The 26,182-nt window shown below is 64.4% G+C and carries 19 protein-coding genes; 12 read left to right on the top strand and 7 right to left on the bottom strand.

From position 1 onward, the window contains the following. The first annotated feature begins 119 nt into the window (after window positions 1-119). From E8E91_RS12225 to E8E91_RS12205, 5 genes are all read left to right on the top strand, one after another. Complete coding sequence (locus tag E8E91_RS12225; RefSeq protein WP_280375954.1) at window positions 120-776, top strand: DUF3313 domain-containing protein; 657 nt, start codon at window positions 120-122, stop codon at window positions 774-776. Window positions 777-961: 185 nt separating this feature from the next. After that, the gene (locus tag E8E91_RS12220; protein ID WP_280375962.1) at window positions 962-1,300 is read left to right on the top strand and encodes a DUF3302 domain-containing protein; all 339 of its coding nucleotides are present in this window, start codon (window positions 962-964) and stop codon (window positions 1,298-1,300) included. A 1-nt stretch (window position 1,301) separates the two neighbouring features. Then, complete coding sequence (locus tag E8E91_RS12215) at window positions 1,302-2,261, top strand: HlyD family secretion protein (protein WP_280375953.1); 960 nt, start codon at window positions 1,302-1,304, stop codon at window positions 2,259-2,261. 244 nt (window positions 2,262-2,505) lie between these two features. Continuing rightward, window positions 2,506-3,324 carry a polyphosphate kinase 2 gene (gene ppk2, locus E8E91_RS12210; RefSeq protein WP_280375952.1) on the top strand — a complete coding sequence of 273 codons (819 nt, stop codon included), beginning with the start codon at window positions 2,506-2,508 and terminating at the stop codon, window positions 3,322-3,324. 149 nt (window positions 3,325-3,473) lie between these two features. Beyond that, on the top strand, window positions 3,474-4,958 hold the full coding sequence (locus tag E8E91_RS12205; RefSeq protein ID WP_280375951.1) for a transglycosylase SLT domain-containing protein: 1,485 nt from the start codon (window positions 3,474-3,476) through the stop codon (window positions 4,956-4,958). A 42-nt stretch (window positions 4,959-5,000) separates the two neighbouring features. Here E8E91_RS12205 and E8E91_RS12200 read toward each other — a convergent pair whose 3' ends face one another. Together E8E91_RS12200 and E8E91_RS12195 are read right to left on the bottom strand one after the other, a co-directional pair. Continuing rightward, window positions 5,001-5,501, bottom strand: coding sequence for an outer membrane beta-barrel protein (locus tag E8E91_RS12200; RefSeq protein ID WP_280375950.1), 501 nt, complete (start codon window positions 5,499-5,501; stop codon window positions 5,001-5,003). 44 nt (window positions 5,502-5,545) lie between these two features. Continuing rightward, the gene (locus E8E91_RS12195; RefSeq protein ID WP_280375949.1) at window positions 5,546-6,118 is read right to left on the bottom strand and encodes a DUF3313 family protein; all 573 of its coding nucleotides are present in this window, start codon (window positions 6,116-6,118) and stop codon (window positions 5,546-5,548) included. Window positions 6,119-6,158: 40 nt separating this feature from the next. On the opposite strand from E8E91_RS12195, the gene E8E91_RS12190 reads away from it, so the two are divergent. From E8E91_RS12190 to E8E91_RS12180, 3 genes are read left to right on the top strand one after another with little or no spacing between them, the layout of a single operon-like run. After that, complete coding sequence (locus tag E8E91_RS12190; RefSeq protein ID WP_280375948.1) at window positions 6,159-6,521, top strand: hypothetical protein; 363 nt, start codon at window positions 6,159-6,161, stop codon at window positions 6,519-6,521. Then, window positions 6,518-7,363 carry a winged helix-turn-helix domain-containing protein gene (locus E8E91_RS12185; protein ID WP_280375947.1) on the top strand — a complete coding sequence of 282 codons (846 nt, stop codon included), beginning with the start codon at window positions 6,518-6,520 and terminating at the stop codon, window positions 7,361-7,363. Before E8E91_RS12190 ends, E8E91_RS12185 begins: the two co-directional genes overlap by 4 nt. After that, window positions 7,360-7,833: a hypothetical protein gene (locus E8E91_RS12180; RefSeq protein WP_280375946.1), complete on the top strand. Its 474-nt coding sequence runs from the start codon at window positions 7,360-7,362 to the stop codon at window positions 7,831-7,833. The genes E8E91_RS12185 and E8E91_RS12180 overlap by 4 nt, the downstream gene beginning before the upstream one ends. Window positions 7,834-7,892: 59 nt before the next feature. Here the strand turns inward: E8E91_RS12180 and E8E91_RS12175 are convergent, their stop codons facing one another. Further along, complete coding sequence (locus E8E91_RS12175; protein WP_280375945.1) at window positions 7,893-8,072, bottom strand: hypothetical protein; 180 nt, start codon at window positions 8,070-8,072, stop codon at window positions 7,893-7,895. Window positions 8,073-8,841: 769 nt separating this feature from the next. On the opposite strand from E8E91_RS12175, the gene E8E91_RS12170 reads away from it, so the two are divergent. Both E8E91_RS12170 and E8E91_RS12165 read left to right on the top strand, forming a co-directional pair. Beyond that, a complete protein-coding gene (locus E8E91_RS12170; protein ID WP_280375944.1) occupies window positions 8,842-9,918 on the top strand; it encodes a hypothetical protein in 1,077 nt (358 codons plus the stop codon). Continuing rightward, window positions 9,918-10,337, top strand: a complete 420-nt coding sequence (locus E8E91_RS12165) for a hypothetical protein (protein WP_280375943.1) — start codon at window positions 9,918-9,920, stop codon at window positions 10,335-10,337. Before E8E91_RS12170 ends, E8E91_RS12165 begins: the two co-directional genes overlap by 1 nt. Window positions 10,338-10,341: 4 nt before the next feature. Here the strand turns inward: E8E91_RS12165 and E8E91_RS12160 are convergent, their stop codons facing one another. From E8E91_RS12160 to msuE, 4 genes are all read right to left on the bottom strand, one after another. Then, a complete protein-coding gene (locus E8E91_RS12160; RefSeq protein WP_280372263.1) occupies window positions 10,342-11,463 on the bottom strand; it encodes a sigma-54 dependent transcriptional regulator in 1,122 nt (373 codons plus the stop codon). Continuing rightward, window positions 11,460-12,644: an acyl-CoA dehydrogenase family protein gene (locus tag E8E91_RS12155; protein ID WP_280375942.1), complete on the bottom strand. Its 1,185-nt coding sequence runs from the start codon at window positions 12,642-12,644 to the stop codon at window positions 11,460-11,462. The genes E8E91_RS12160 and E8E91_RS12155 overlap by 4 nt, the downstream gene beginning before the upstream one ends. A 64-nt stretch (window positions 12,645-12,708) precedes the next feature. Beyond that, the gene (gene ssuD / locus E8E91_RS12150; RefSeq protein WP_280372261.1) at window positions 12,709-13,854 is read right to left on the bottom strand and encodes an FMNH2-dependent alkanesulfonate monooxygenase; all 1,146 of its coding nucleotides are present in this window, start codon (window positions 13,852-13,854) and stop codon (window positions 12,709-12,711) included. A 10-nt stretch (window positions 13,855-13,864) separates the two neighbouring features. Further along, on the bottom strand, window positions 13,865-14,428 hold the full coding sequence (gene msuE, locus E8E91_RS12145) for an FMN reductase (protein ID WP_280375941.1): 564 nt from the start codon (window positions 14,426-14,428) through the stop codon (window positions 13,865-13,867). 285 nt (window positions 14,429-14,713) lie between these two features. Between msuE and E8E91_RS12140 the strand changes: the two genes are divergently transcribed. Together E8E91_RS12140 and E8E91_RS12135 are read left to right on the top strand one after the other, a co-directional pair. Beyond that, complete coding sequence (locus tag E8E91_RS12140; protein WP_280375940.1) at window positions 14,714-15,778, top strand: sigma-54 dependent transcriptional regulator; 1,065 nt, start codon at window positions 14,714-14,716, stop codon at window positions 15,776-15,778. Between the two features lie 821 nt (window positions 15,779-16,599). Next, the coding region (locus E8E91_RS12135; protein ID WP_280375939.1) for a peroxidase family protein at window positions 16,600-26,182 on the top strand (9,583 nt) is incomplete at its 3' end.

Raw genomic sequence — 26,182 nt, 5'->3', positions numbered from 1 at the left:
AATGCTAAAGAACTGTCGTGAAATGCGAAGTGCTGAAAAGCGCTCATCCATAGGCTTTGCCGCCAGTCAGAAGAGGGGTGCAACCCGCAGGGTCAACCCCGTCAAAACTGGAGTCTTCTATGGTGAAACCGCTATTCGGATTTGCTCTGGCAGCGATCGTTATGCTGGGCAGCGGCTGTTCCAGCAAGGTCACCCAGCCCGAGGAGTATTCGGGCTTCCTGAGGGATTACTCGCAGCTCGAAGAGAAGATGTCTGCCAGCGGCCAGCCCGTGCTGCGCTGGACGGCGCCGGACTTCGACGCGAAGCGCTACGGCACGCTCCTGGTGGAAAAGCCGGTGTTCCATCCGGCCCCGGCCCCCAGCGACCAGGTGAGCCAGCAGACCATGGACCAGATCGCCACCTACATGCGCCTGGCGCTGCAGCGCGAGCTGATCGGCAAGGCCCGCCTGGTCGGCACACCGGAGGCGGACACCCTGATCGTGCGTCCGTCCATCTCTGCCGTGGCGATCTCCACCGAGCACCTGAAGGCCTACGAGGTCATTCCGATCGCCCTGCTGGCGGCTGCCACCACCACAGCGGTGGGAACGCGCGACCAGGAAGTGGCCATCTACGCCGAAGTGGAAGCGGTGGACGCGGCCAGCGGCAAGCCCGTCGTCAGGGCGGTGCGCAAGGGACAGGGATTGAGCCTGGAAAACCGCAAGACGCCGCTGGTCCTGGATGACCTCAAGCCGGTGCTCGACGACTGGGCGCGGGACGCGCGCAACTTCCGGCCCTGACGGGTCTCCCCCGATAAACCTCCAGGTGGGAACCGGTCGATGGCCGGTTCCCTTTCGCGTGTGCCGGAAACCCTGGCGCGCGACGGCCTGGCCACAAATCCGCAACAAGTCCGGCGCCTTGCACAACCCAACCGGATGTGGACGTCTTCCCCCGAAAACCAGGTGATGAAATGGTAAGTGACGGGATTCTCGATTACTTCGCCCTTGGCGTGCTGTTCTTCGTCGTGATCGTGCTGTTCTACGGCATCATCGTGATCCACGACATTCCTTATGAAATCTCCAAGCGGCGCAACCACCCGCACCAGGACGCCATTCATGCCGCTGGCTGGGTGAGCCTGTTCACCCTGCATGCGATCTGGCCGTTCCTGTGGATCTGGGCAATGTTGTACCGCGACGATCGCGGCTGGGGTTTCAGCACGCCGAAGGCGGAGCTGGAGCAGCAACTGGCCGAGATGCGCTGGCGCCTCGAACGCCTCGAAGGGCAGGGCGCGTCCCGTTCGGCCCGCGCGGTAGAGGAGGCCTGACATGGACCTGTTGCTGATCCTCACCTACACGGCCATCTGCGTCGCCATCTTCAAGATCTTCAAGATCCCGCTGAACAAGTGGTCGGTGCCCACTGCCGCGCTGGGCGGCGTGGTGCTGATCGGGACGCTGATCTTCCTGATGAACTACAACCACCCGTACTCCGAAGTGGCGCGCAGCTACTTCGTGTCGACGCCGGTGATTCCGACCGTCAGCGGCCAGGTGGTGGAGGTGCCGGTCAAGACCAACCAGCCCCTGGAGAAGGGCGATGTGCTGTTCCGCATCGACCCGACGCCGTTCGAGAACAAGGTCAAATCCATCAAGGCGCAACTGGTGTCGGCCCGCGCCGACCAGTCCCGCGCCCGGGAGCTGGCGGCGCGCAATGTCGGCAACCGCCGCGACGTGGACCTCACCACCGCACGGGTGGACGACCTGCAGGCGCAACTGAACATCGCCCAGTTCGACCTGGATCACACCGTGGTGCGCGCGCCGAGCAAGGGCTTCGTGACCCATGTGTCGCTGCGCCCGGGAATGATGGCCACGCGGATGCCGCTGCGTCCGTCGATGGTGTTCATCCCGGACGAGGGGCACTACATCGCCGCCTGGATGCGCCAGAACAGCCAGTTGCGCCTGACCCCCGGTGACGAGGCCGAAGTGGCTTTCGACGGCATCCCGGGCCAGGTGTTCAAGGGCAAGGTGAAGCAGGTGATTTCGGTGATTGGCGAAGGCCAGGTGCAGCCCTCCGGCAACCTGCTCAGTTTCACCGGCACGCCGCCTCCTGGCCGGGTGCCGGTGATCGTCGAGATCACCGACCCGGACTATGCCCAGTACGCGGCCCTGATGCCCGGCGGCGCCTACGGCCAGGCGGCGCTCTACAGCGAGCATTTCCATCATGTGGCGGTGATGCGCAAGATCCTCCTGCGCATGGCGGCCTGGATGAACTACATCTTCCCCTTCCATTGAGCGTTGCACCTGCCTTTCGCCTCGGAACCCCTGTGGGTGCCGGGGCGACAGGCAGGTGATTTTTTTTGGCTGCGGGAAATCCGGTTTGGGCGGCGTAACGGTTTGCCGCCCTCCGGTTTCAAGGACTGGCGGGACGTTCCCGCCGGCCGGATGCGGGACGGTCACAGGGAGTACCCGAGCGTGTCCGGACAATCGGCTGGATTCCGCCCTGCGGAGTCCGGATGTCTGGAAGAGAGAGGGATGTATGACCGGGAAATCCGACAAATCCAGGGAATCGAGCAAAGCGCCCAGAATTCCGCGCAAGGAATACGAGGCGGAGCTGAAGCGACTGCATGTCGAACTGGTGAAGCTGCAACGCTGGGTCGTCCAGGAAGGCATGCGCATCTGCATCGTCTTCGAAGGGCGCGACGGGGCAGGCAAGGGCGGGGTGATCAAGGCCCTGACCGAACGCACCAGCTCGCGCATCTTCCGTAGCGTCGCGCTGCCGACGCCCACCGAGCGGGAGAAGTCGCAGATGTACGTGCAGCGCTACATCAGCCACTTTCCGGCGGGCGGGGAGGTCGTGATCTTCGACCGCAGCTGGTACAACCGCGCCGGCGTCGAACGGGTCATGGGGTTCTGCAGTGAAAAGGACGTGCAGAAGTTCTTTGCCTTCACGCCCCTGTTCGAGCGAGCGGTGGTGGAGTCGGGGATCATCCTCCTGAAGTACTGGCTGGAAGTCAGCCCGGAGGAACAGCAGCGCCGGCTCGAAGACCGGATCAACGACGGCCGCAAGACCTGGAAGCTGTCGCCGATGGACATCCGCTCCTTCGGCCGCTGGGATGAATACACCCGCGCCCGCGATGAAATGTTCATCGCCACCGATACGTCCTGGGCGCCCTGGCACATCGCCCGCTCCGAGGACAAGCGCCGGGTGCGCCTCAATGTCATCCGGCACATCCTGGACCAGGTGCCCTACCAGGACGTCCGCGATGAGAAGAAAGTCAGGCTGCCGAAGCGCGGCAAGCTGGGGGCCTACCAGTCGCCCGACTATCCCTTCCGTTACATCGAAGAAAAATACTGACCCGACACACGGGCGCTGAACCTTGCCTTGCGTGCATCGCCGCTCTCAGACCGACCTGTCCGGCCTGGGGCGGAGCGATACGCTCCACGAACCAGACGACAGGAACCCCGATGGGAACTCGAACACGGCGCGGACCGCTGCGCTCTCTGATGGGATCGCTCGCCCTTCCGGCCGGCTTGCTGATGGGGTTGCTGCCATTGCAGGTGGCCCTGGCCAATGCCATGCAGCAGGAAGCCTCGCGGATTGCGGTACCGATTCTCGCCCCCGAGCCGCCGCCGGATCGCACGGATGATTTCGACTGCCTCCGCGAGCGCCGCAGCATCCGCATCCTGGTGCCCTATAGCCGCACCTTCTTCCACATCGACCAGGGCCGCCAGAAAGGCGTGAGCCACGAGGTTGGCCTCGCCTTCGAACGCTGGCTGAACCAGCGCTACCCGCGCCAGGCCGGCAAGCGCCGCTGGCATGTGATGTTCATTCCGGTTAGCCGCGAACAGCTGCTACCCAGCCTGGTCCGGGGCGTCGGCGATATCGCCGCGGGCGGGCTGGTGGAAGGGGAGACCGCGCGCTTTGGCGGGCAGGTGGTCACCGCCCCCGGCGCGTTCCGCGCCGACCCGGTGCTGGTGACCGGCCCGGCTGGCGAGCCGATCGGCAGTCTCGATGACCTGTCCGGCAAGGAAGTGGCGGTACCGGCACTTGGTAATGATTTCTGGGAACTGCTGGCGCTGAATCGGACCTTCATCGAGCGCAATCTGGCGCCGATCCGCGTGGTGCCGGTGGCCGAAGGTACCGAGCCTGAAGAACTGCTGGCGCTGGTGGATGCCGGCGTCCATGCCGCCGCCGTGGTGGACCGGCGTGTGGCCCAGGCCTGGCAGCCGACCTTGGGACGGATCGCGATCCAGCGGCCAGTGGAGCTCGATTGGGGCGGCCATTACGCCTGGGCGGTGCGCCAGAACAACCCCGAGCTGCACGCGGTGCTGGCGGAATTCCTCGCCGAACAGGATCGCGGCAGCCGCCTCGGACGGGACCTGCGCAATGGCAGACGCGATCCGGGACGCTTTCTCGGCGAACCGGCGTCGGCTGAGGAGCTGCGCCGTTTCCGTCAGCTCAACCAGGCCTTCGTTGCATCCGCCGGACGTTACGACCTGGACCCGCTGATGCTGATGGCCCAGGCTTTCCACGAGTCCCGCTTCAACCAGCGCGCACGCAGTAGCCAGGGCGCGGTGGGCGTGATGCAGGTACTGCCGAGCACGGCGGCCGATCCCAACGTAGGGGTGGCGGGCGTGCGCAATAGCGCGGAACGCAACGTCGAGGCGGCCAGCAAGTACCTGCGCTTTCTCGCCGACACCTATCTCGACGATCCGGCGCTCGATCCGGACGATCGCCTGTTCATGCTGCTGGCAGCGTACAACGCCGGGCCGGGCAACCTGCAGAAGGCCAGGCGCATGGCGCGGGAAAGCGGCCTGGACCCGGACCGCTGGTTCGGCCATGTGGAGGCGGTGGTGGCGAGAGAGCTGGGCCGCGAGCCCATCGACTATGTGAGCAACGTGTACAAGTACTACATCGCCTACAAGTTCGCCCGGGACCGGGAGGAAGCACAGCCGGCAAGGATGCTGGGCAGGCTGGAGGGAATCTGAGGAGGGCGCGGCCCACTGCCGGGGCAGGGGCCGCGAAGGGTGTCAGAAAAGCAGGTAGGCGCTGGCGCTGGTCTGGTCGAGCTCGATGTCGCCGACCTTCAGCACTTCCTGTTCCAGGCGCACGCCGACGTTGCGGAATACATCCAGCTCGACGCCGAGGCCGTAGGTCAGGTCCAGATCGTTGCTGTCGCCGGCGACGTCCGCGTCGGCATCCCAGGCATGGACGCCGGCGCTGGCGAACAGGCGCACACGGTCACCCACCGGTACGCCGAAGTGGGCGGCGGCCTGGACGGAGTGGCCGTCGAAGTCGCCACGGTCGCCCTCGAAGCTACCGAGGTCGACCCAGGCGCCTTCGAAGGCCAGGTAGGGGTTCAGGCGGTAGCCGATGTAGGCCTTGTAGGCGTTGTCGTCGTCACCGAGGCTGTGCTCGTCGGTTTCTACCTTGGTCACGCCGCCACCCACGTAGAAGCCGCGGTCATCCGCGACGGCGTTGAGGGCGCTGAGGGCAAAGAGGGCGGCTGCAAGTTGTTTGCCGAATTTCATCTGTGGTCCTGCATGGTTTGTTGGTTGGAATGAGGATGGAGGGATCAGGCCGATCCCTTGCGCTGGAATTCGCGGTCCAGGCGCTCGCGGATGCGCAGCACTGCCGCGTCCATGGCGGGGTAGATGTCCTCGACCACGGGCTTGTCGGATTGCCCGAGGTTGCGGCCCTTGGCCCGGTCGACGGCACGGCCGAGGGTTTCGCCGGAAAGGCCGTCACGGACCTCGCTGTCGAAGAACACGTAGAGGGTTTCGTCGCGTACGCCGGTGGCGTGCAGGGAGAGGCCGACCAGGAAGCCGATGGGGATGTATTCCATGACGCTCGGATCGCGCGGGGTACGTTCCAGGTCGCTGATCGACACGCGCAGCGACAGGGCCCCTGGTGTGGGGCGTGCCACCAGGCGGTAGCCGGCGGATGTCAGTTGCCGTTCCAGTTGGCCACGGAAGTGGAGGAGCAGTTTGTTGATATCCGTATTGGACGCGCCGAGCTCCAAGTCGCTGCTGGCGAATGAAGAGGTTTTTGGCAAGTCGATGAAAACGACCTTGTCATGGTTGTTGGAAAACGGTGCCGGGTATTTCTTCCAGGCAATGGTGCTTTCATCTCGTTCGATGACGTTCATCAGGACGTCGGTCTGTTTTCCTGAAACTATCGAGGGGTCGATGCTCGGCGCCATTGAACAACCGAACAGCGCTGTCGAAAGCGCAAGGATGGAAAGTTCTTTGAAATGCATGGGGATTCCTGTTGAAGACGCGTCGGCATGCGCGCGCCTGAGACCGGCAAAGGCTCGCCGGTACCGGCTTCGAAAGTGGCAGCGCGGCGTGCCGCCAGGAGGGGAGGAGAACTGCAACGCCGCGCTGCCGCGCCATTTCCGGCGCCCTGGCACTCTGAGGCAGGGGCGCGGAAAACAAGAATCAAAAATCGTTATTTATGCCGTGCAGCGTGCAGCTGTAAGTCGATGTGCGAGAGAATTCGCAGTCTCTCCTGCGGGTAATGAAATCAATAAGCTCAGAAAACTTTCATGAAAAGCCAGTTCAAGTTTCAGCTGAAAAGTGGCGGCACTGCAGTATTCGATGCCGCGAATAATCAGTTACATATAAGTTTGACTTCCGGCGATCCGCGTGCGGTGACCTTGTCCTATTCGGAATCGCGCCTGTTACAACTTCTGCTGGATAGTCCCGGGGAAACCCGTAGTCGCAACGAAATAATGGAATATGCCTGGGACAATCGCGTCGTTGCCGCGGGAAGTCTCAATCAGGCGATATTCACCCTGCGCAATCTGATCGAAGACGGCACCGACCACGAACTGCTGCAGACGGTCCCGCGCCGGGGCTATCGGTTCAATGCGCAGTACGTGGTGGACGATTCCGCGCCCGAGTCCGCAGCGGCCGTTTCCGATGTGCCAACCGCTATTGAGCCGGTGGAATCTGTGCCTGCGGCGGCTGCGTCAATCACCGCTCGCGAAAATCGGCTGGAGCGCCTGCTGCGCTCGCCGAAGCTGCTGGTGCCAGCCTATGGGGCGATGTTCTGCCTGCTCGCCCTGGTGGTGCTGTATCGCCTGGGCGTATTCGATGGCGCCGCGTCCGACCTGGTGGTCGAGGACGTGGTGGCGGGGCCGACGACCTTCCATTTCGTCGGTGACAGTGCCGAGGAGATCGCCCGCATCCGCGAAGCGTTCAAGCCGGCGCTGGACACCCGTGAGGATGGATTGGCCGGGCATATCTGGATCAACCGCTCCAACCGTCTCTACGACCTCAGTTGCGTCCGTACCGATGGCGCGACGGAGAACCTGATCTTCCTGGAGGACAACCCGATGGCCAATCTGCAACTGGAGATGGTCCGCCGCTGCATGAGGGGCTGGCCATGATGCTGCGCCGCTACAAGCATGCGTTCATCCTCGGTGGCCTTGCCCTGCTGGCGGTGGCCGGACTGGCGTTCGATCACGCGGCCTATTCGCGCGGGGTTTCCTACCATGGCGCGAATCGCATCGTGCTCAACGACGGCAGCCTGATACGTTCGGAAGAGCGGGTCATCATCGGTGATGTGCTGAGCTTCGCCGCCATGGAGCGGGTCGGCTCGGAGGTGAACTACGCGTCCCTGCTGGCGGACGTCGTTCATGTCGGTCCCCGCAGTCTCGAACTCCAGCTGCAGAAAGCCCAGACCAGCCGTGCCAAGCCATTGCAACAGCTGAGCGAGATTCCCGATGTGTTCTTCGGGCGACAGTACGGTCTGGCGACGGGGGCGACATTGCGCCTGGAATTCCTGCCTGTGCCCGATGGCAGGGTGATCTGCTACTACGCCCGCGAGATCGACAACGTCCGTTGTCTCAACCGTTGAGTTCCAGGCCGGGGCGGAGTGGCGGCCACGGGCGGACCGCTCTCCGACGCCCGTCCCTGTCAGGCGGTTTCCGGCAGGCGCAGCTCGGTCCGCTCCATGAGTTGTCCATCCAGGGTTCGGGTTTCCACGCTCAGGATGACCGTGGGCCGCTCCGTGCGAATGACCTTGATGCGAGTGAGGGTCTCCGGCGTCTGCTGGATGACCAGGGATTCCCCGACGTTTCGACACAGGACCAGCATTTCAAACGCTCCACTGAAGTTGTCACGCCGTCGATTGTCGAAGCCGCTCTGCGCCTGATGCGAATCAAAAATGGTCATTGCTGTTCGGGGGAAGGCGCTGGGGCTTTGGCCCCACCAGCTAAAGAGCTTTGTCTGTGTTAGCTGTTGCGACGTTGAATTGAGAGCTCTAGTGGTGGGCCTACTGAACTTCCGTGCCAGCCGACACATCCCTCACCCCCGGCCCCTCTCCCTGAAGAGGAGAGGGGTGACTCGCGCCGGCGAGGTCCAAACAATCCTGAAGCAGCTTGCGGCCTGAAACTGGGCAACCGAGGTGGGGCAGCGACTCCGCCCCTTCAGGAGGCTGAGCGGAATCGTTGCAGAGGGGGACGAGCGGCATGGATGCCGCGAGAGGCGTGTGGGGCCATGGATGGCCCCTCTCGCCGTGCCCCCGGCGCAACGATGGAGGGAGGGAAGTCCGGCGAAGCCGGACCCGGATGCAGGGGCAAGCCCTTTTGGTTTCTTTTGGGGCGACTGCCAAAAGAGACTCGCCGGGAGGCGAAACCAGAAACATCCGCATAACTCGGCAAGCAGCTTGGCTCAGTGGTCCTTTCGCACCTTCGACCCCCTGGAATCCGCAGGCCGCGCATTGCTGACGGGAAATGAAGATTGCTGATTTTGATTTCCGCCTTCCCCCTCCAAGAATCCTGCTGTCCCGAGGTCGATGACCCGAGGAGGGTCACGGCCTTCCGGGAACATCCGGGACCAGTCTTGCTACGAGAAGGGGCATTGAATGAAGTTCGTACCTGTCATCCGGCCGATCTGCTGGATCGTCTGTTCGGTCCTGGTTGCCGCGTCTTTCGGGGTCATGGGCAGTTCCATCATCGGCGGATTGCTGATGCTGTCCGGTGCGATCTGGCTGTGCCCGGCGTCCTGGTGCGCGATCGAAAGCCTCACCGGGAAAGCCGGCAGCAGTGTCGCCGTGGCCATTCTTGCGGTGCCGCTGTTCCTTCTCGGCGTGCACATCAGTACCACCGCCAGGGAACTGGTCTCGGCGCCCGCTCCCGCGCTGCAGGCCAAGGATGGCGATGCCCTGTCCAAGCAGGAGAGTGGCGATCACCCGAAGGTGGACCCGGGCGCCCTGAACTTCTTTCGCCACATCATGGAGCAGGACTACCTGGTGGCCCTGAGCGGAGGGAAGTCGGCGCTGAACGCGCTGTCGATGGTCAACCCGGTGGAGCGCATGCCCAGCTCGAAGCTGGCGCGGTTGTATGAAGGCGACGACGAGGCGGTCGATCCCTTCTTCAGGGGCCGCAAGCTCATCGTCACCGGCGAGGTCCTGGCCGTTCGCATCGACTATGCCGATGACGTGATCCTGGAGCTGCCCGGCGCCAACGACATGTTCAACGTGCAGGCGGAGCTCCATAGCGATCCGAAGAAGTTCTCCGAGCCGGTGGTCGAGGGGAAATACGTCGACCTCTATTGCACCGTGTACGGCAAGGTCAGCGATGAAACCGCAAGCAATCTCTACCTGAAGGACTGCACCGAAGTCGATTTCACCCCCGACGCCAAGGCCTATGCTGACAACCTGACCGAAGCCCTGCGCGGCTGGCTGCGTACCGGCGGCCGGCACATCTTCCCCACCGACAACGCGGCCACCTACTTCCTGGTGTCGTACCTGGCGGGCACCCAGTTGCCTACAGGCAACCCCTGCTTGCGCGAGGAGGCACCGCTGGAAGAGTGCGTGAGCTCCCTGGACAAGATGAAGGCCAGTGCCCTGTTCGAAAGTGCCCGTGGCGACCTGCAGCGCTGGCAGGAATGGCTGGGTCTGCCGACACCTGACGACTACAGCCAGTTGAGCAGCCGCTGATGGGATTTCCGCTGCGGGTATTGGCGATCTTCTGCCTGCTGGGGCTGGCCGCCGCCCCGGTGCGGGCGGCCGAGGTGCATCTGCGTGGGCACTGGCTGCAGGTGGTGGACGACGAGGACAGCCTGGTCGGCGTGCTCAGCCGTGCCGAAGAAGGCGACGCGGTGGCCGCCGAGCTGTACCTGCAGGCCTATCGCGATGGCGTTGCGGTCGGCGAGGAAGTGCACCACTTCGCCCTGGATGAAACGGTGCGGCTGTTCGCCATTCCGCTGGAAGATGACGTCGACTGCTACCGGGTGGTGGGCGTGGTCGGCCTGGATGCCGAGGGACGACAGGTCAGCGCCACCGACGATTCTTTGCCGGAGACGGGCGAATGCTGCGGTCCCGCGGCGTTGCCCACTCAGGGTTTGCGGCCGAGCTGAGCCATCAGACCGATAGCTGCACCTCGCGCTGGCCGTCGATACGTTGCACGCCGCGCCGGCTCACCACCAGCTCGCCTATGGCGATCAGGCGACTGCGGGTGACGTTGCGGCTGAGGCCGAGCAGGTTGGCCGTGTGCACCTGGTTGTAGTGGCAGTGGCGGTAGGCCGCACGGAGCAGGGCGTCTTCCACCTTCTGGTGCAGGTTGTCGGCCTGCTCCGCGAACAGGCGCTGGAAGGCCTGCTGCAATTGCGCCTCGGCGCCGCCTTCGTGGGCACGGGGTTCCTCCGGGCGGTCGATACGCAGGTTCGACAAGTGCAGGTCGGCGGCCTGGATCAGCCCGTCGCGGCAGATCAGCAGGGTGTGGTGGATGACGTTCTCAAGCTCGCGGATGTTGCCCGGCCAGGAATAGCCGCGCAGCTTGTGTTCGGCTTCGGCGCTGAGTTCGCTGCGGCCGTAACCGAGGCGGCGGCTGTATTCGTCGATGAAGTGGCGGGTCAGCGGCAGGATGTCGCCGGGCCGCTCGCGCAGGGGGCTGAGCTCCAGGCTGACGACGTTGAGCCGGTAGTACAGGTCTTCGCGGAAATGCCCGGCATTGATGGCCTTTTCCAGTTGCACGTTGGTGGCGGCCAGCACCCGCACGTCGATGGGGATGCTCTTGCGCGAACCCAGGCGCACAACCTCCCGCTCCTGCAGCACCCGCAGCAGCTTGACCTGGATGGGCATGGGCAGGTCGCCGATCTCATCGAGGAACAGCGTGCCGCCGTTGGCCGCTTCGAACCAGCCGGCCTTGGCCGCCAGCGCGCCGGTGAAGGCGCCTTTCTCATGGCCGAACAGCTCGGCCTCCACCAGGGACTCGGAAAACGCGCCGCAGTTGACCGCCACGAAGGGGCCGTCACGGCGACTGCTGAGGTTGTGCACGTGGCGCGCCACCAGCTCTTTGCCGGTACCGGTTTCGCCGATGATCAGCACGCTGGCCTCACTCGGCGCCACCTGCTGCAGGTGCGCCAGCAGCGCCTGGGACTTGGGGTCTTCGAACACCTGGGCGGTGGCCCGCACGGATGTGGCCAGGGCTGGGGAGGGGGGGAGGGTGAGCAGGCCGGAAGGGGCTTGGCGCGGTGCTTTCATGAGTAGAAGGTCGGCTTCGGCAGGGTCTGGTTGAGGGCCCACTCACCCAGTTCGCGGACCTTGTAGTCCACCGGGTCGTGCAGGGTCTGGGTGCGCAGGTTGCGCCAGTGGCGGTCCAGGCGCAGGGCGGCATGGGTGGAGCGCGCGCCGGTCACCTCGAACAGGCGGCTGCACAGGTCGAGGCCAGTGCGGGTGGCCGCAACCTTGGCGGTGGCGATGGCCAGGGCCAGTTCGCCCCGCTGGGCCTCACCGAGGTCGGGGCCCTGGTTCCAGGCTGCGTCCAGCAGGGCGGCGGCGCGCCTCACCAGGGCACGGACGCCTTCCAGGCCTACCCAGAACTCGCCGTAATGGGCCAGCACGTAGGGATCTTCACCGATGTGGCTGGCCGGTGATTTGAACCAGGGGCGGGCTTCCTTGAGCGTGTAGGCGCGGGCCTCCTCAAAGGAGCCTTCGGCAATGCCCAGGTAGATATGGGTGAAGATCAGTTGCGCGATCAGCGGGCGCAGACAGGCGAAGGGCGTGCTCAGCGGGCCCGGGTCCAGCAGCAGTTCGTTTTCCTCGACCCGCACCCGCTCGAAGATTGCGCTGCCGCTGTCGGTCTGGCGCTGGCCGATGTTGTCCCAGTCATCTGCCAGGCTGATGCCGCTACGGGCCGTGGGGATGGCAGCGATCAGCAGCTTGCCGGTTTCTTCGTCCAGGCCGGAGGCGATCAGCATCTGCGAATCGAGGGCACCGGAGCAGAAGCTCTTCTTGCCGGAGAATTCTCGCCAGCCGTCGAAGCGCTTCACCGTCGTTCGGGTGTCCAGTGGGTTCAGCGCGTTACCCCAGAACCATTGGCTGCGTGCGGTGAGCTGGAACCAGGGCTGCCATTGCTCGGGGCGGGAGAACAGGCGCACGGTCGCGAGCATCAGGTGCTGGAAGGCGAAGACGTGGGCGATGGAGCTGTCCACGCGGGCGAATTCGCGTACCACGTCCAGGGTGGTTTGCCAGTCCTGGCCGAGTCCGCCGTATTGCTCGGGAATGATCAGTGACAGCAGGCCGCTCTGGCGGATGGCATCGCGTTCGGCCTTGGGTGTACCGCCACGGGCGTCGCGCTCGGCGGCCGTTTCGGCAAAGCCGGCCGCCAGCTCGCGGGCAATTTCCAGTGGCGAGGGATGGGGGAGATGCTGCGGGGCATTCACGCGGGATACCTCTTCAGGTGAGATTCTTGTTGGGACGCCCCTTGGTGAGAAGGGGCGGGCAGGCTCAGCTCGCAGCGGCCTTGGGCAATACGTCGTTGGCGATCATTTCGCCGAACGGGCCGGTGAGGTTGGTGACGCCGCGACCGGCCAGACTGGCGTAGGGCTCGGGCAGCAGCGGGAACACCAGTTCGGCGAAGCGGTAGGCCTCTTCCAGGTGCGGGTAGCCGGAAAAGATGAAGCTCTCTATGCCGAGGTCGGCGTATTCCTTGATGCGCGTCGCCACCTGCTGTGGGTCGCCCACCAGGGCGGTGCCGGCGCCACCACGCACCAGCCCGACGCCGGCCCAGAGGTTCGGGGCGATTTCCAGGTTGTCGCGGCGTCCGCCATGCAGCGCGGCCATGCGCCGTTGGCCTTCGGAATCGAAACGGGCGAAGGACTGCTGGGCGGCGGCGATGGTGTCGTCGGAAATGTGCTCGATCAGCTTGCTGGCGGCGCGCCAGGCTTCTTCCGCCGTTTCGCGCACGATCACGTGCAGGCGAATCCCGAACTTCACGGTGCGGCCATGGCGGGCGGCGCGTTCGCGTACGTCGGCAATCTTCTTCGCCACTGCCGCGGGCGGTTCGCCCCAGGTCAGGTAGACGTCCACCTGCTCGGCGGCCAGGTCATGGGCAGCGTCGGAGGAGCCGCCGAAGTAGAGCGGCGGATAGGGCTGCTGGAGCGGCGGGTAGAGCGCCTTGGCGTTCTCCACCTGGATGTGCTTGCCCTCGAAATCAACCGACTCGCCCTGCAACACGCGGCGCCAGATACGCAGGAACTCGTCGGTGACCTCGTAGCGTTCGGCATGGCTCAGGTGGATGCCATCGCCACGGTTTTCGTCCGGGTCGCCGCCGGTGACCACGTTGATCAGCAGGCGCCCGCCGGAAAGGCGGTCGAGGGTCGCGGCCATGCGCGCGGAGACGGTGGGGGAGATTATTCCCGGACGGATCGCCACCAGGTAGCGCAGACGCTCGGTCAGGGGTGCCAGGGCCGACGCGACCACCCAGGAGTCCTCGCAGGAGCGGCCGGTGGGGATCAATACGCCGTGGTAGCCGAGGCTGTCGGCGGCCTGCGCCACCTGCTTGAGGTAGGGCAGGGAGACCGGCCGGGCGCCCTGGGTGGTGCCGAGGAAATGGCCATCGCCGTGGGTGGGGAGAAACCAGAAAACGTTCATGTCAGGTCCTTCAGGCGATCTTCAGCAGGTCGGCGGCAGCGCCGGGGAATAGAGGCGCTGCACGTTCGGCGGCGAGGCGGATGCGGGCTTTCAGCGCGTCACTGCTGATCTGGTAGTTGTCGAAATCGGCCTCGGAGGCGTAGACGCCGATGGGCAGGGTCAGCGACTGGAAGAAGCTGAACAGCGGGCGCAGTTGGTGGTCGAGGACCAGCGCGTGGCGCTCGCTGCCGCCGGTGGCGGCGAGCAGCACCGGGGTGTCGATCAGGGCGTTCTGGTCGATCAGGTCGAACAGGTGCTTGAACTGGCCCGGATAGGTACCGCGATAGACCGGCGTGGCCACCACCAGCAGGTCGGCGCTTTCGATGGCGCGCAGTTCGTGCTCGACCGTCTCCGGCAATTCCTTGCGGGACAGCGCGCCGCCGACCGAGCGGGCGATGTCGCCCAGTTCGATCAGGTGACTGTGGATGGGCAGGTGCTGGCCCAGTTCGGCGACGATGGCCTGAGTCAGGACCAGGGTGCGGGAAGGACGGAAGGTGCTGCCGGTGACAGCGACCACTTTGATCGGCTTGGTCATGGGGAATCCCTTGTGATGTTGCTCTGTGTGCAGCAGGACAGAGCAAGGGGCGTACCAAGGCGCAAAGTGTGCGGAATCAGGGCAGTTAGGTGACGTTTTGCGGATGTTCTCTGGCTGATGGGCAGCAGTTTTGTTGCTTGGGTGTTGCCCTGGCAACACCTCTGCTGGCGATGGAGTGTCCGTGCATATGTGAAATTGGAATATATAAATGCGAATAGATAATTTTTTTATCTATATGGGCATCGGGCATCATTCCTCTGCGCTTTCGGATGCCAGGAATGCACCATGTCTCTGCTTACTCTCCCCAATGCCCGTGAACTGACCAAGTCCGTCCGGGCCACTGTGCTTGTTTTCGAGGATCCGGCCTCCCGTGATCTGCTCGGCCGCATCGAGCGCCTGGCTCCCAGCGAGGCCAACGCCTTGATCGTCGGGGAAACCGGCACTGGCAAGGAACTGGTGGCCCGGCATATCCACAACCTCAGTCGCCGCTCCGGTGGTCCGTTCGTGGCGGTGAACTGTGGCGCCTTCGCGGAAACCCTGGTGGAGAGCGAGCTCTTCGGTCACGAGAAGGGGGCCTTCACTGGTGCCACTCAGAGCAAGGCCGGTTGGTTCGAGGCGGCCAACGGCGGCACCCTGTTCCTCGACGAGATCGGTGACTTGCCGTTGAACATGCAGGTGAAGCTCCTGCGGGTGCTGCAGGAGCGGGAAGTGGTGCGGCTCGGCTCGCGCACACCGATCCCCATCGATGTGCGCCTGGTGGCGGCGACCAACGTCAACCTGGCGGATGCCGTCATCGCCGGACATTTCCGCGAGGACCTCTTCTACCGGCTGCATGTGGCCAAGATCCAGTTGCCGCCGCTGCGCGAGCGCAAGGGGGACATCCTGCCCCTGGCGGCATTCTTCCTCGAAGAACATTGCCGACGCCTCGGCTACACCCCGGCGAGCCTGAGTCCGGAAGCCGAGCGCAAGCTGCTCGTCCATGGCTGGCCGGGCAACATCCGTGAACTGGAGAACGCTATCCACCACGCGCTGCTGGTGTGCCGCAACCGCCAGGTACAACCGGCTGACCTGCACCTGGTGGACATTCGCCTGGCCTCCATCCGCCAGGACCAGCCGCTCCAGCCCGTTGGCCTGGAAGCCGCGCTGGAGGCACTGTTCGAGGAGAACCGGCCGGACCTCTACGAACGCATCGAGGAACGCCTGTTCCGCACCGCCTACCGCTTCTGCCACGGCAACCAGTTACAGACCGCCCGCCTGCTGGGCATCAGCCGCAACATCGTAAGGGCGCGGCTGGAGAAGATTGGCGAGTTGGAAGTCGCCCATCGCACTCCCGGCGTTCGTCTGGCTTGATCCCATTTCCCGCGCCTCATCCCGGGGGCGCAGCGGACTGTAGGAGCGAGCTTGCTTGCGAACCTCCTGAGCCGCCACTTCGCGAGCAAGCTCGCTCCTACACAAATTCCACTCCCGCTGCCTATTCAGGCAAAAAGCACGGTTTTTTGACTCATGAAGTCGCGGATTTTGCAAGGCTAGGCCCGGCTCCTCCGGGCGGTGGCAAACAGCGGATTAACGGAAGCGTCAGTCGCGAAGCGCTCTAGGACGGGCTTTTCAGCAATTGGGGATGGCCCCCGAAATGGGTGGGGATGGCCCCGGAGTGCCCCTCGGAATTGCCTTTGTAAGAACATATTGCAGTGGAAATTCGATTAAAAATAATGACTTAAGTGATCTAAACGGTCGAATTTGGTAGGAATGACGTACGCTTGACAGTGTTTTTTGGCGAATCTTTAGTCAGGTATGTAAGAAATTGTTTCGCAATGCGGATAGCTGCACCGTGAGGGCGTTGCAGCCTTAGCCGAGAAACAATGAACGCTAGGGAGAACGTCATGAGCACTGTTTCGCACACCGCATTTCCAGGGGCGCTTTCGCCCCTCTCGCAGCATCTTTCCGAATTTCACGGTCCGCCGGGCGGATGACCCCCGGTGTCGGCACGACATTGCCGGCACCTTCAGGGATAGAACCTCCTGCTGAAGAGCGTGAATCGCGCTAGCACCAGCGTCGCTTCAAGGTAGGCGTCATCTAGTCCCCCAAATCCCGAAGTCAAGTCGAAAGCGTGGAGCCCTGTCCTTGCTGCCATGGCGCACGCCCTTACGCAGTCGGAATTGAGGAATCAGCAAATGGCCAATTTCAACCTCGCGGACCTGGATTTCATTCTCCAGCAGATTCTCATCGCTGAAGCCCACGCCAATGGCGAGGAGCTCATTGACTTGCTGCCCAACGTGCAGGTGCCCTTCGGCCTGCGCACCATAGACGGCTCGTTCAACAACCTGTTTGCCGGCCAGACCGAGTTCGGTTCCGCGGACAACCTTTTCCCGCGTCTGCTGGACCCGGTGTTCCGGACCGCCGATGCCGGCACGTCCTACGCGCAGACCACCGGGACGGTAATCGACGCCCAGCCGCGCATCATCAGTAACCTGATCGTCGATGATACCGCCAGCAACCCGGCGGCCGTGGCGGCGGCCTTCGATCCTGGCGTCGACGGGATCCTCGGAACGCCCGACGACGTGTTGAAGGACGGCGCCCAGGTCGTGACCAGTCCCGGCCTTGATGGGTTGTTCGGCACGGCCGATGACAAGCCGACCTTCTTCATTCCGAACGTTGCCCCTGACGCCGGCCTATCTGCGCCCTTCAACGCCTGGATGACCTTCTTCGGTCAGTTCTTCGACCACGGCCTGGACCTGGTCACCAAGGGTGGCAACGACATCGTTTTCATTCCCCTGCAACCGGACGACCCGCGTTTCGTGGTGGGCAGCCCGACCAACTTCATGGTCCTGACCCGCGCCACCCAGTTCGGTGGCCCTGGCCTCAACCAGAACACCACCTCGCCCTTCGTCGACCAGAACCAGACCTACAGCTCGCACCCGTCGCACCAGGTGTTCCTGCGTGCCTACGAGATCGGTGCCGATGGTCATCCCCATGCCACCGGCAAGCTGATCACCAATCGCGCCCTGGGCGCGGATGGCCAATTCGGTACCGCCGACGATACGGAACTTGGCGGCATGGCCACCTGGGCGGTGGTCAAGGCACAGGCCCGTGACATCCTCGGGATCAACCTGACCGATGCCAACGTGTTTGACGTGCCGCTGCTGGCCACCGATGCCTATGGCAACTTCATCAAGGGGCCGAATGGCTTCCCGCAGGTGGTGATGAAAGGAGCCGACGGCCTGGCCGGCACCGCCGATGACATCCTGGTGGAAGGCAACCCGCTGGCGCCGATCGACCTGACCAATGCGGTCGGCACCGGCCACCAGTTCCTCATCGACATCGCCCACAGCGCTGACCCCACGGGCGGTCTGACCGCGGATGCCGACAACATCATCAACGTGGGAACCGCGCCCGCAGCCGGAACCTATGACAACGAGCTGCTGGACGCCCACTACATGGCCGGTGACGGCCGGGTCAACGAGAACATCGGCCTGACCACCGTGCACCATGTGTTCCACTCCGAGCACAACCGCCTGGTGGAACAGACCAAGAGCACGCTGCTGGCCTCCGGCAACCTGGCCGAGCTGACCCCCTGGCTGATGCCGGGTACGGCGCCAACCGTATTCCCGACTACTGCCGCCGAGATCGCTGCCCTGGACTGGAACGGCGAGCGTCTGTTCCAGGCCGCCAAGTTCGGCACCGAGATGCAGTACCAGCACCTGGTGTTCGAGGAGTTCGCCCGTACCATCCAGCCGCAGGTTGATGCGTTCCTGGCGCCTACCGGCTATGACACCACCATCGATCCGTCCATCGTCGCCGAGTTCGCCCACACGGTTTACCGCTTCGGCCACTCGATGCTGACCGAGACCATCGATCGCTTCGACCCGAACTTCAACCCGATCACGGCGGACCCGTTGCACCCAACCAACGACCAGCAGCTGGGCCTGATCGCCGCCTTCCTCAACCCACTGGCCTATGCCGCCAGCGGCCCGACGGCGGAAGCCGCTGCTGGGGCCATCGTCCGTGGTGTGACCCGCACCGTGGGCAATGAGATCGACGAGTTCGTCACCGAGGCCTTGCGCAACAACCTGGTGGGCCTGCCGCTGGACCTCGCAGCCATCAATATCGCCCGTGGTCGTGACGCTGGCATTCCCTCGCTGAACGCCGCTCGCCGCGAGTTCTACCACATGACCGGCGACGAGCAGCTCACACCCTACACGAGCTGGGTGGACTTCCTCGATCACCTGAAGCACCCGGAATCGCTGATCAACTTCATCGCCGCCTACGGCACCCACGCCAGCATCACTGGCGCCACTACCCTGGCGGCCAAGCGCGCCGCCGCAACCCTGCTGGTGCTGGGCGGCGCCGGCGAACCGGCCGACCGCATGGACTTCCTGCACAGCACCGGGGCCTGGGCCAGCGGCGCCGATGGTGTGACCACCACCGGCCTGGACCTGATTGACTTCTGGATCGGCGGCCTGGCCGAAGAGAAGATGCCCTTCGGCGGCATGCTCGGCTCGACCTTTAACTTCGTGTTCGAGACCCAGCTGGAGGCCCTGCAGAACGGTGACCGCTTCTATTACCTGTCGCGCACCGCGGGGATGCACTTCGGCACGGAGCTGGAGAACAACTCCTTCGCCAAGCTGGTGATGCTCAACACCGATGCTACTCACCTGGCCAACGCGATCTTCTCCACACCGACCTGGATCCTCGAGGTCAACCAGGCCGCACAGCACACCGGCCTGAACGACGCCGGCGCGGACGGCATTCAGGGCACGGCGGATGATGTAGTCGGCGCAGACGGCATTGCCGGCAACTCCGACCCCACCGGCGGTATCGTCATCAACGGTATTGAAATCACCCCGCTGGTGATCCGCGACAATCCCAATACCGCTGCCGTGGAAACCAACTACCTGCGCTACACCGGGGAAGACCACATAGTGCTCGGTGGCACAGCGCTTGACGACACTCTCATCTCCGGCGACGGCGACGACACCCTCTACGGCGATGGCGGCAACGACGAACTCGAAGGCGGGTACGGCAACGACACCGTCATGGGTGGCGCCGGTGACGACGTCCTCACCGATATGGGTGGCGACAACCGCATGGAAGGTGGCGACGGCAACGACGTGATCGAAGTCGGCAACATGATGGCCGGCGGCGCCGGCAACCTGATCCTCGGCGGCAACGGCAAGGACTTCATCGTCACCATCGAAGACATGTCCACCACCTTCGGTGGCCAGGGCGACGACTTCATCTACAGCGCCAAGACCAGCCTGCCGCCCACCGGCAACGAGGGTAACGACTGGATCGAATGGGGTACCCAGGACGGTGCGCCCGGCGACAACTTCGCCCCCTTGCTGGCTGATAACGTGATCGGTCACGACATCTTCATCGGTGGCGGCGGCTTCGACGAGATGATCGGGGAGGGCGGCGACGACATCTTCGTGGGCAGCGATGCCCAGGACAAGATGGACGGCATGTCCGGCTATGACTGGGTCACCTACAAGAACGACAACATCGGCGTCACCGTCGACCTGGCCCTGGCGGCCTTCCTCGGCATCGGTGAGGTGGGCGACCACATCGCCTTCCCGGTGGCACAGTCGCCGGCGTCGATCTTCGACCGCTTCGCCGAAGTGGAAGGCCTGTCCGGTTCCGCCTTCGCCGACATCCTGCGCGGCGACGACGTGGACCCGACCACCATCATCAACCATGGCGGCGCCACCGGCGGTGCCCTGACCAACCTCGACCTGATCACCGGCCTGCGGGCCTTCGTCGGTGACCAGGCCGCGGTGGGTGCGGACGGCATCCTCGGCACAGCGGATGACCTGGTGGACACCTTCGTCGGCGGCAACATCATCCTCGGCGGTGGCAGCAGCGACATCATGGAAGGTCGCGGCGGCAACGACCTGATCGATGGTGACCTGATGCTGAACGTACGTATCAGCGTACGCGCTAATGTCGATGGCACCGGCGCGGAAATCGCCACCTTCGACAGCATGGTGGACCTGATCCCCCTGATGCTGAACCACACCTTCAACCCCGGTCAGCTGGTGGCAGTGCGTGAGCTGCTCGATAGCGGTGCCGGCTTCGACACCGCCAACTACCGGGGGCGCGCTGCCGATTACACGGTGGTGACCAATGCCGACGGTTCCGTCACCGTGACCGACTCGGTGGCCGGCCGCGACGGTATCGATCGCCTGACCAACGTCGAGCGCATCCAGTTCTCCGACGGCAGGCAGGTGCTGGTCGCCGGCCTCAATGCCGAGCCGACGGGACTGCTGACCATCACCGATACCAATGGCGGCGCCATGCAGGTTGGTGATTTCCTCACCGTCTCCGCGGCCGGCGTCAACGACGGTGACAACCCTGGCGGCGATATCACCGACGTCAACTATGTCTGGCAGGTCGAGCGCGTTCCGGGCAGCGGCGTATTCGAGGACATCATCGCCGCACCGGCGGGCGACCTGGCCTTCCAGAGCGCCAACGGCATCCGCTTCCGGATCACTCCGGACCTCGCGGGTCTGTCGATCCGGGTCAAGGGCGTCTACCAGGATGCCGGCGGCGTCACCGAGCAGGTGTTCTCCGCACCGTCCGCCGCCGTGGCCGCCTTCACTCCGCCGCCGCCCACTCCGGTGGTCGATGTGGGGCCGGGCGTTACCCAGAGCGGCCCCGGCATCCAGCTGGTGCGCGGGGACCTGAACTTCATCCTCGATCAGATCCGCATCGCTGAAGCACATGCGTCCGGTGTGGACCTGCTGTCCCTGCTGCCGAACGTGCGCGCCTCCATGGGCCTGCGTACCGTCACCGGTGAGTTCAACAACCTGCTGAACTTCTCCGGTATCGACCAGAGCCAGTTCGGTGCAGCCGACAACACCTTCCCGCGCCTGTTGCCGCCTGAATTCACCAACGAGAACGATGAGGCCGCCTTCAACGGCGTCGCCAACACCGACTACAACACCTCCGTCAGCGTGGTGGACAGCGACCCGCGCACCATCAGCAACCTGATCGTCGACCAGACCGCCAACAACCCGGCGGCGGTGGCGTCGACCTTCGATCCTGGCTTGGACGGGGTTCTCGGTACGGCCGACGATGTGTTGAAGGACGGCAACCTGGTCGTGACCAGTCCTGGCCTGGACGGTCTGTTCGGCACGGCCGATGACCAGCAGGTGAACTTCATCGCCAACACCATGCCGGACGCTGGCCTGACCGCGCCGTTCAACGCCTGGATGACCTTCTTCGGGCAGTTCTTCGACCACGGCCTGGACCTGGTGACCAAGGGTGGCAGCGGCGCCGTGTTCATCCCGCTGCAGCCGGATGATCCGCGCTTCGTCGCGGGCAGCCCGACCAACTTCATGGTCCTCACCCGCGCTACCCAGGTGGGCGGCGTACCGGGGCAGAACGAGAACACCACCTCGCCCTTCGTCGACCAGAACCAGACCTACAGCTCGCACCCGTCTCACCAGGTGTTCCTGCGTGAGTACATCTCCACCCCGACTGGGCCCAAGGCGACCGGTGAGCTGATCACCAACCGCAACCTGGGTGCCGATGGCGAGTTCGGCACAGCCGACGACGTGGAAATCGGTGGCATGGCCACCTGGGCAGTGGTCAAGGCCCAGGCCCGTGACATCCTCGGGATCAACCTGACCGATGCCAACGTGTTCGATGTGCCGCTGCTGGCCACCGACGACTACGGCAACTTCATCAAGGGGCCGAACGGCTTCCCGATGGTGGTCTTCGTAGGTCCTGACGGCCTGCCGGGCACCGCTGACGATGTGCTCACCGAAGGTGACCCGACCGCCAACGGCGGTGTGGGGATCAGCCTGACCGGCGCTGTCAGCACCGGTCACCAGTTCCTCATCGACATCGCCCACAGCGCCGATCCCACCGGCGGCCTGACCGCCGACGCCGACAACATCGTCAACGTGGGTACTCCGCCGGCAGCGGGAACCTACGACAACGAGCTGCTCGACGCGCACTACATGGCTGGTGACGGCCGGGTCAACGAGAACATCGGCCTGACCTCCGTCCACGCGATCTTCCACTCCGAGCACAACCGCCTGGTGGCGCAGACCAAGTCCACCGTGCTGGCCAGCAACGACCTGGCGTTCCTCACCGAGTGGCTGCTGCCGGGTACGGCTCCGGCAGCCTTCCCGACCACTGCGGCGGACATCGCCGCCCTGCAGTGGAATGGCGAGCGGCTGTTCCAGACCGCCAAGTTCGGTACCGAAATGCAGTACCAGCACCTGGTGTTCGAGGAGTTCGCGCGGACCATCCAGCCCAACGTCGACCCGTTCTTCGCGCCGACCCAGGTCTATGACGTCAACCTCGATCCGTCGATCGTCGCCGAGTTCGCCCACACGGTTTACCGTTTCGGCCACTCGATGCTGACTGAGACAGTCGATCGCTTCGACGCCAACTTCAACCCGATCGTCGCTGACCCGCTGCACCCGACCAACGACCAGCAACTGGGCCTGATCGCCGCCTTCCTCAACCCGCTGGCCTATGCCGCCAGCGGCGTGACCCCGGAAGACGCTACCAGTGCCATCGTGCGTGGCGTGACCCGTACCGTGGGCAACCAGATCGACGAGTTCGTCACCGAGGCGCTGCGCAACAACCTGGTGGGCCTGCCGCTGGACCTGGCAGCGCTGAACATCGCCCGTGGCCGCGACACCGGCGTGCCGAGCCTCAACCATGCCCGGGCCTCGTTCTACGAAGCCACCGGCGACGCCAACCTGAAGCCCTACGTGAGCTGGGCCGACATGGTGATGCACCTGAAGCATCCGGAGTCGCTGATCAACTTCATCGCGGCCTACGGTACCCATGACACCATCACCGCTGCCACCCTGCTGGCCGACAAACGTGCCGCCGCGACCGCCATCGTCCTGGGCGGGGCAACCGCACCTGCCGACCGGCTGGACTTCCTCAATGGCACTGGCGCATGGACCGGCGTGGAAACCGGCCTCAACCTGGTGGACTTCTGGATCGGTGGCCTGGCCGAGAAGGTCACGCCGTTCGGCGGCATGCTGGGCTCGACCTTCAACTTCGTGTTCGAGAACCAGTTGGAGAAACTCCAGGACGGCGACCGCTTCTACTACCTGGAACGTACCGCCGGCCTGAACTTCAACGCTGAGCTGGAAGGCAACTCGTTCGCCAAGCTGATCATGGCCAACACCCATGCCACCCACCTGCCGGGTGTGGTCTTCCTGACTCCGGCCTTCACCCTGGAGGTCAACCCGCTGGTGCAGCACACCGGCCTCAACGATGCCGGCGCGGATGGTATCCAGGGCACGGCAGACGACGTGGTTGGTGCCGACGGCATCGCTGGCAACTCCGACCCGCTGGGCGACAACCCGCTGTTGCCAGAGGTGAGCCGCGACAACCCGGCGACCCCGGGGACGGACACCAACTACCTGCTGTATCGCGGTGCCGAGCACGTGGTGCTGGGCGGCAGTGCCGGCAATGACATCCTGCGCTCCAGCGAGGGCGACGACACCCTCTATGGTGACGGCGGCGAGGACCGTCTGGACGGCGGCTACGGCAATGACTTCATCAATGGTGGCGACGGCGACGACATCATCACGGACGTGGGTGGCGACGACAACATCAAGGGTGACAACGGCAACGACGTGATCCAGGGTGGCAACGGCGTCAACCTGATCCTCGGCGGCTTCGGCAACGACTTCATCATCACCGGTGAAGACGCCAGCGAAGCCTTCGGCGGCCAGGGCAACGACTTCATCCTGGGCTCGAAAGCCAACGAGCAGGACATGGGCAACGAGGGTGATGACTGGCTGGAAGCCGGTACCTCGGACGGCGCCCCTGGTGACAACTTCGATCCGGCTGGCAACGACCCGATCGCCGGCAACGACGTCTACGTCGGCAGCGGCGAAAACGACAAGTTCAACGCCGAGGGCGGCGACGACATCATGGTCGGCAGCGCTGGCCAGGGTGACCGTTACATCGGTTCCTCCGGTTACGACTGGGCGACCTTCAAGAACGATACCCGCGGCGTCACCATCGACATCAGCGACCGCTTCTTCGATCAGCCGCAGATGCCGGGTTCAGGTGCCTCGGTACTGTCCCGCTTCGACTTCGTCGAAGGTCTGTCGGGTTCCGCCTTCGGTGACGTGCTTAGCGGTGACGATTCCGATGCCGCTTCGTTGCCGGTGGCCGGCGCCAAGGGCAGCGTGCTGACCAACATCGCGCTGATCTCCGGGCTCCAGGGCTTCCTCAACCAGATGCTCGGTACTGTGGCTGTGCCGTCCGTGGCCTTCTTCGACGGCGGCAACATCATGCTCGGCGGCAGCGGCAGCGACATCATCATGGGACGGGGTGGCGATGACCTGATCGATGGCGACAGATGGCTGAACGTACGCATCAGCGTGCGGGCCAACCTCGATGGCAGCGGTGCGGAGATCGCCAGCTTCAACAACATGACCGAGATGGTGCCGCTGATGGTCAACGGTACCTATCACGCCGGGCAGCTGGTGATCGTACGGGAGCTCCTGCAAGGCACCGCTGCACTGGATACGGCCGCGTACCGTGGCCTGTCGTCGGAGTACGACTTCGTGGTCAATGCCGATGGCACGGTCACCGTGACTGACTCGGTGGCTGGACGTGACGGTACCGACCACCTGAACAGCATCGAGCGGCTGCAGTTCACCGACGGCGTCATCGACCTGTCCGGCACCGATGCGCGCCCGGTCGGCGCGGTGAGCATCAGCGACGCTACGCCTGAAGTCGGCACGCTGCTCACTGCTTCCCTGGCTGGCGTGACCGATGCCGACAATGCCGGCGGCACCATTACCGGAGCGGTGTCCTACTACTGGCAGGTGGAAACCAACGCGGGCAGCGGCATCTTCGACGACATCACCTTCGTCGCCGCCGGCGAGGTCTCCCGCGCCACGGGCCGCAGCTTCCGCGTCACCGCCGACCTGGCCGGCCTGGCCCTGCGGGTGATGGCCATCTACAAGGACGCCAATGGTGTGCTGGAGACCGTGCTGTCGAACGTGACGGATCTGGTCGCGGCTACTGCGGTCAACGATGCGCCGACTGGTGCGCCGCTGATCAGCGATACCACGCCGTTGGTGGGGCAGGGCCTGACTGCCACGCGCGGCACCATCGCCGATGCCGATGGCACCACCACTTCGGTGTTCAGCTTCCAGTGGCAGTCGTCGCTCGACGGGGTGACCTTCGCCAACATCGCTGGCGCCAACACGGCCAACTTCACCCCGGACGCGACCCTGGCAGGGCGCTTCCTGCGGGTCGTGACCACCTTTGTCGATGACGGCGGCTTCAGCAACACGGTGAACTCGGCGGCGACCGCCGCGGTGGGTGTGGCGTTCATCGGCGGCCCGGCGGGTGAGACCTTCACTGGCACCGCGGGCGATGATGTGGCCAATGGTGGTGGCGGCAACGACATCCTCAACGGCCTGGCCGGCAACGACACGCTCAATGGCGAGGCGGGGGATGATGTGCTCAATGGTGGGCTTGGCAATGACACGATGGCGGGTGGACTGGGCAACGATACCTATGAAGTGACTGAGCTTGGGGACGTTGTGACCGAGCTTGCTGGCGAAGGTACTGACCTGGTCCGGACCACCCTGGCGAACTACACCTTGGGCGCAAACTTGGAAAACCTGACGTACACCGGTAGTGGTGCCTTCACCGGTTCGGGCAATGGACTGGCCAACACGCTTACCGGCGGAGCTGGAAGTGACGTTCTGAACGGTTTCGCAGGAGACGACACGCTGGTGGGTGGGGCTGGGAATG

It is taken from the genome of Pseudomonas sp. BN515 (assembly GCF_029873155.1).
Taxonomy (GTDB): domain Bacteria; phylum Pseudomonadota; class Gammaproteobacteria; order Pseudomonadales; family Pseudomonadaceae; genus Metapseudomonas.
This window is presented reverse-complemented; position numbering and strand designations above follow the sequence as displayed.

Excerpts from the sequence above, each read along its gene's own strand:
- E8E91_RS12180 (WP_280375946.1), top strand. The coding sequence starts at position 7,360 with ATGATGCTGCGCCGCTACAAGCATGCGTTCATCCTCGGTGGCCTTGCC.
- E8E91_RS12195 (WP_280375949.1), bottom strand. The coding sequence starts at position 6,118 with ATGAACGTCATCGAACGAGATGAAAGCACCATTGCCTGGAAGAAATAC.
- E8E91_RS12200 (WP_280375950.1), bottom strand. The coding sequence starts at position 5,501 with ATGAAATTCGGCAAACAACTTGCAGCCGCCCTCTTTGCCCTCAGCGCC.
- E8E91_RS12225 (WP_280375954.1), top strand. The coding sequence starts at position 120 with ATGGTGAAACCGCTATTCGGATTTGCTCTGGCAGCGATCGTTATGCTG.
- E8E91_RS12185 (WP_280375947.1), top strand. The coding sequence starts at position 6,518 with ATGAAAAGCCAGTTCAAGTTTCAGCTGAAAAGTGGCGGCACTGCAGTA.
- E8E91_RS12190 (WP_280375948.1), top strand. The coding sequence starts at position 6,159 with ATGCTCGGCGCCATTGAACAACCGAACAGCGCTGTCGAAAGCGCAAGG.
- ssuD (WP_280372261.1), bottom strand. The coding sequence starts at position 13,854 with ATGAACGTTTTCTGGTTTCTCCCCACCCACGGCGATGGCCATTTCCTC.
- E8E91_RS12140 (WP_280375940.1), top strand. The coding sequence starts at position 14,714 with ATGTCTCTGCTTACTCTCCCCAATGCCCGTGAACTGACCAAGTCCGTC.
- E8E91_RS12175 (WP_280375945.1), bottom strand. The coding sequence starts at position 8,072 with ATGCTGGTCCTGTGTCGAAACGTCGGGGAATCCCTGGTCATCCAGCAG.
- E8E91_RS12205 (WP_280375951.1), top strand. The coding sequence starts at position 3,474 with ATGGGATCGCTCGCCCTTCCGGCCGGCTTGCTGATGGGGTTGCTGCCA.
- msuE (WP_280375941.1), bottom strand. The coding sequence starts at position 14,428 with ATGACCAAGCCGATCAAAGTGGTCGCTGTCACCGGCAGCACCTTCCGT.
- ppk2 (WP_280375952.1), top strand. The coding sequence starts at position 2,506 with ATGACCGGGAAATCCGACAAATCCAGGGAATCGAGCAAAGCGCCCAGA.
- E8E91_RS12160 (WP_280372263.1), bottom strand. The coding sequence starts at position 11,463 with ATGAAAGCACCGCGCCAAGCCCCTTCCGGCCTGCTCACCCTCCCCCCC.
- E8E91_RS12165 (WP_280375943.1), top strand. The coding sequence starts at position 9,918 with ATGGGATTTCCGCTGCGGGTATTGGCGATCTTCTGCCTGCTGGGGCTG.
- E8E91_RS12215 (WP_280375953.1), top strand. The coding sequence starts at position 1,302 with ATGGACCTGTTGCTGATCCTCACCTACACGGCCATCTGCGTCGCCATC.
- E8E91_RS12170 (WP_280375944.1), top strand. The coding sequence starts at position 8,842 with ATGAAGTTCGTACCTGTCATCCGGCCGATCTGCTGGATCGTCTGTTCG.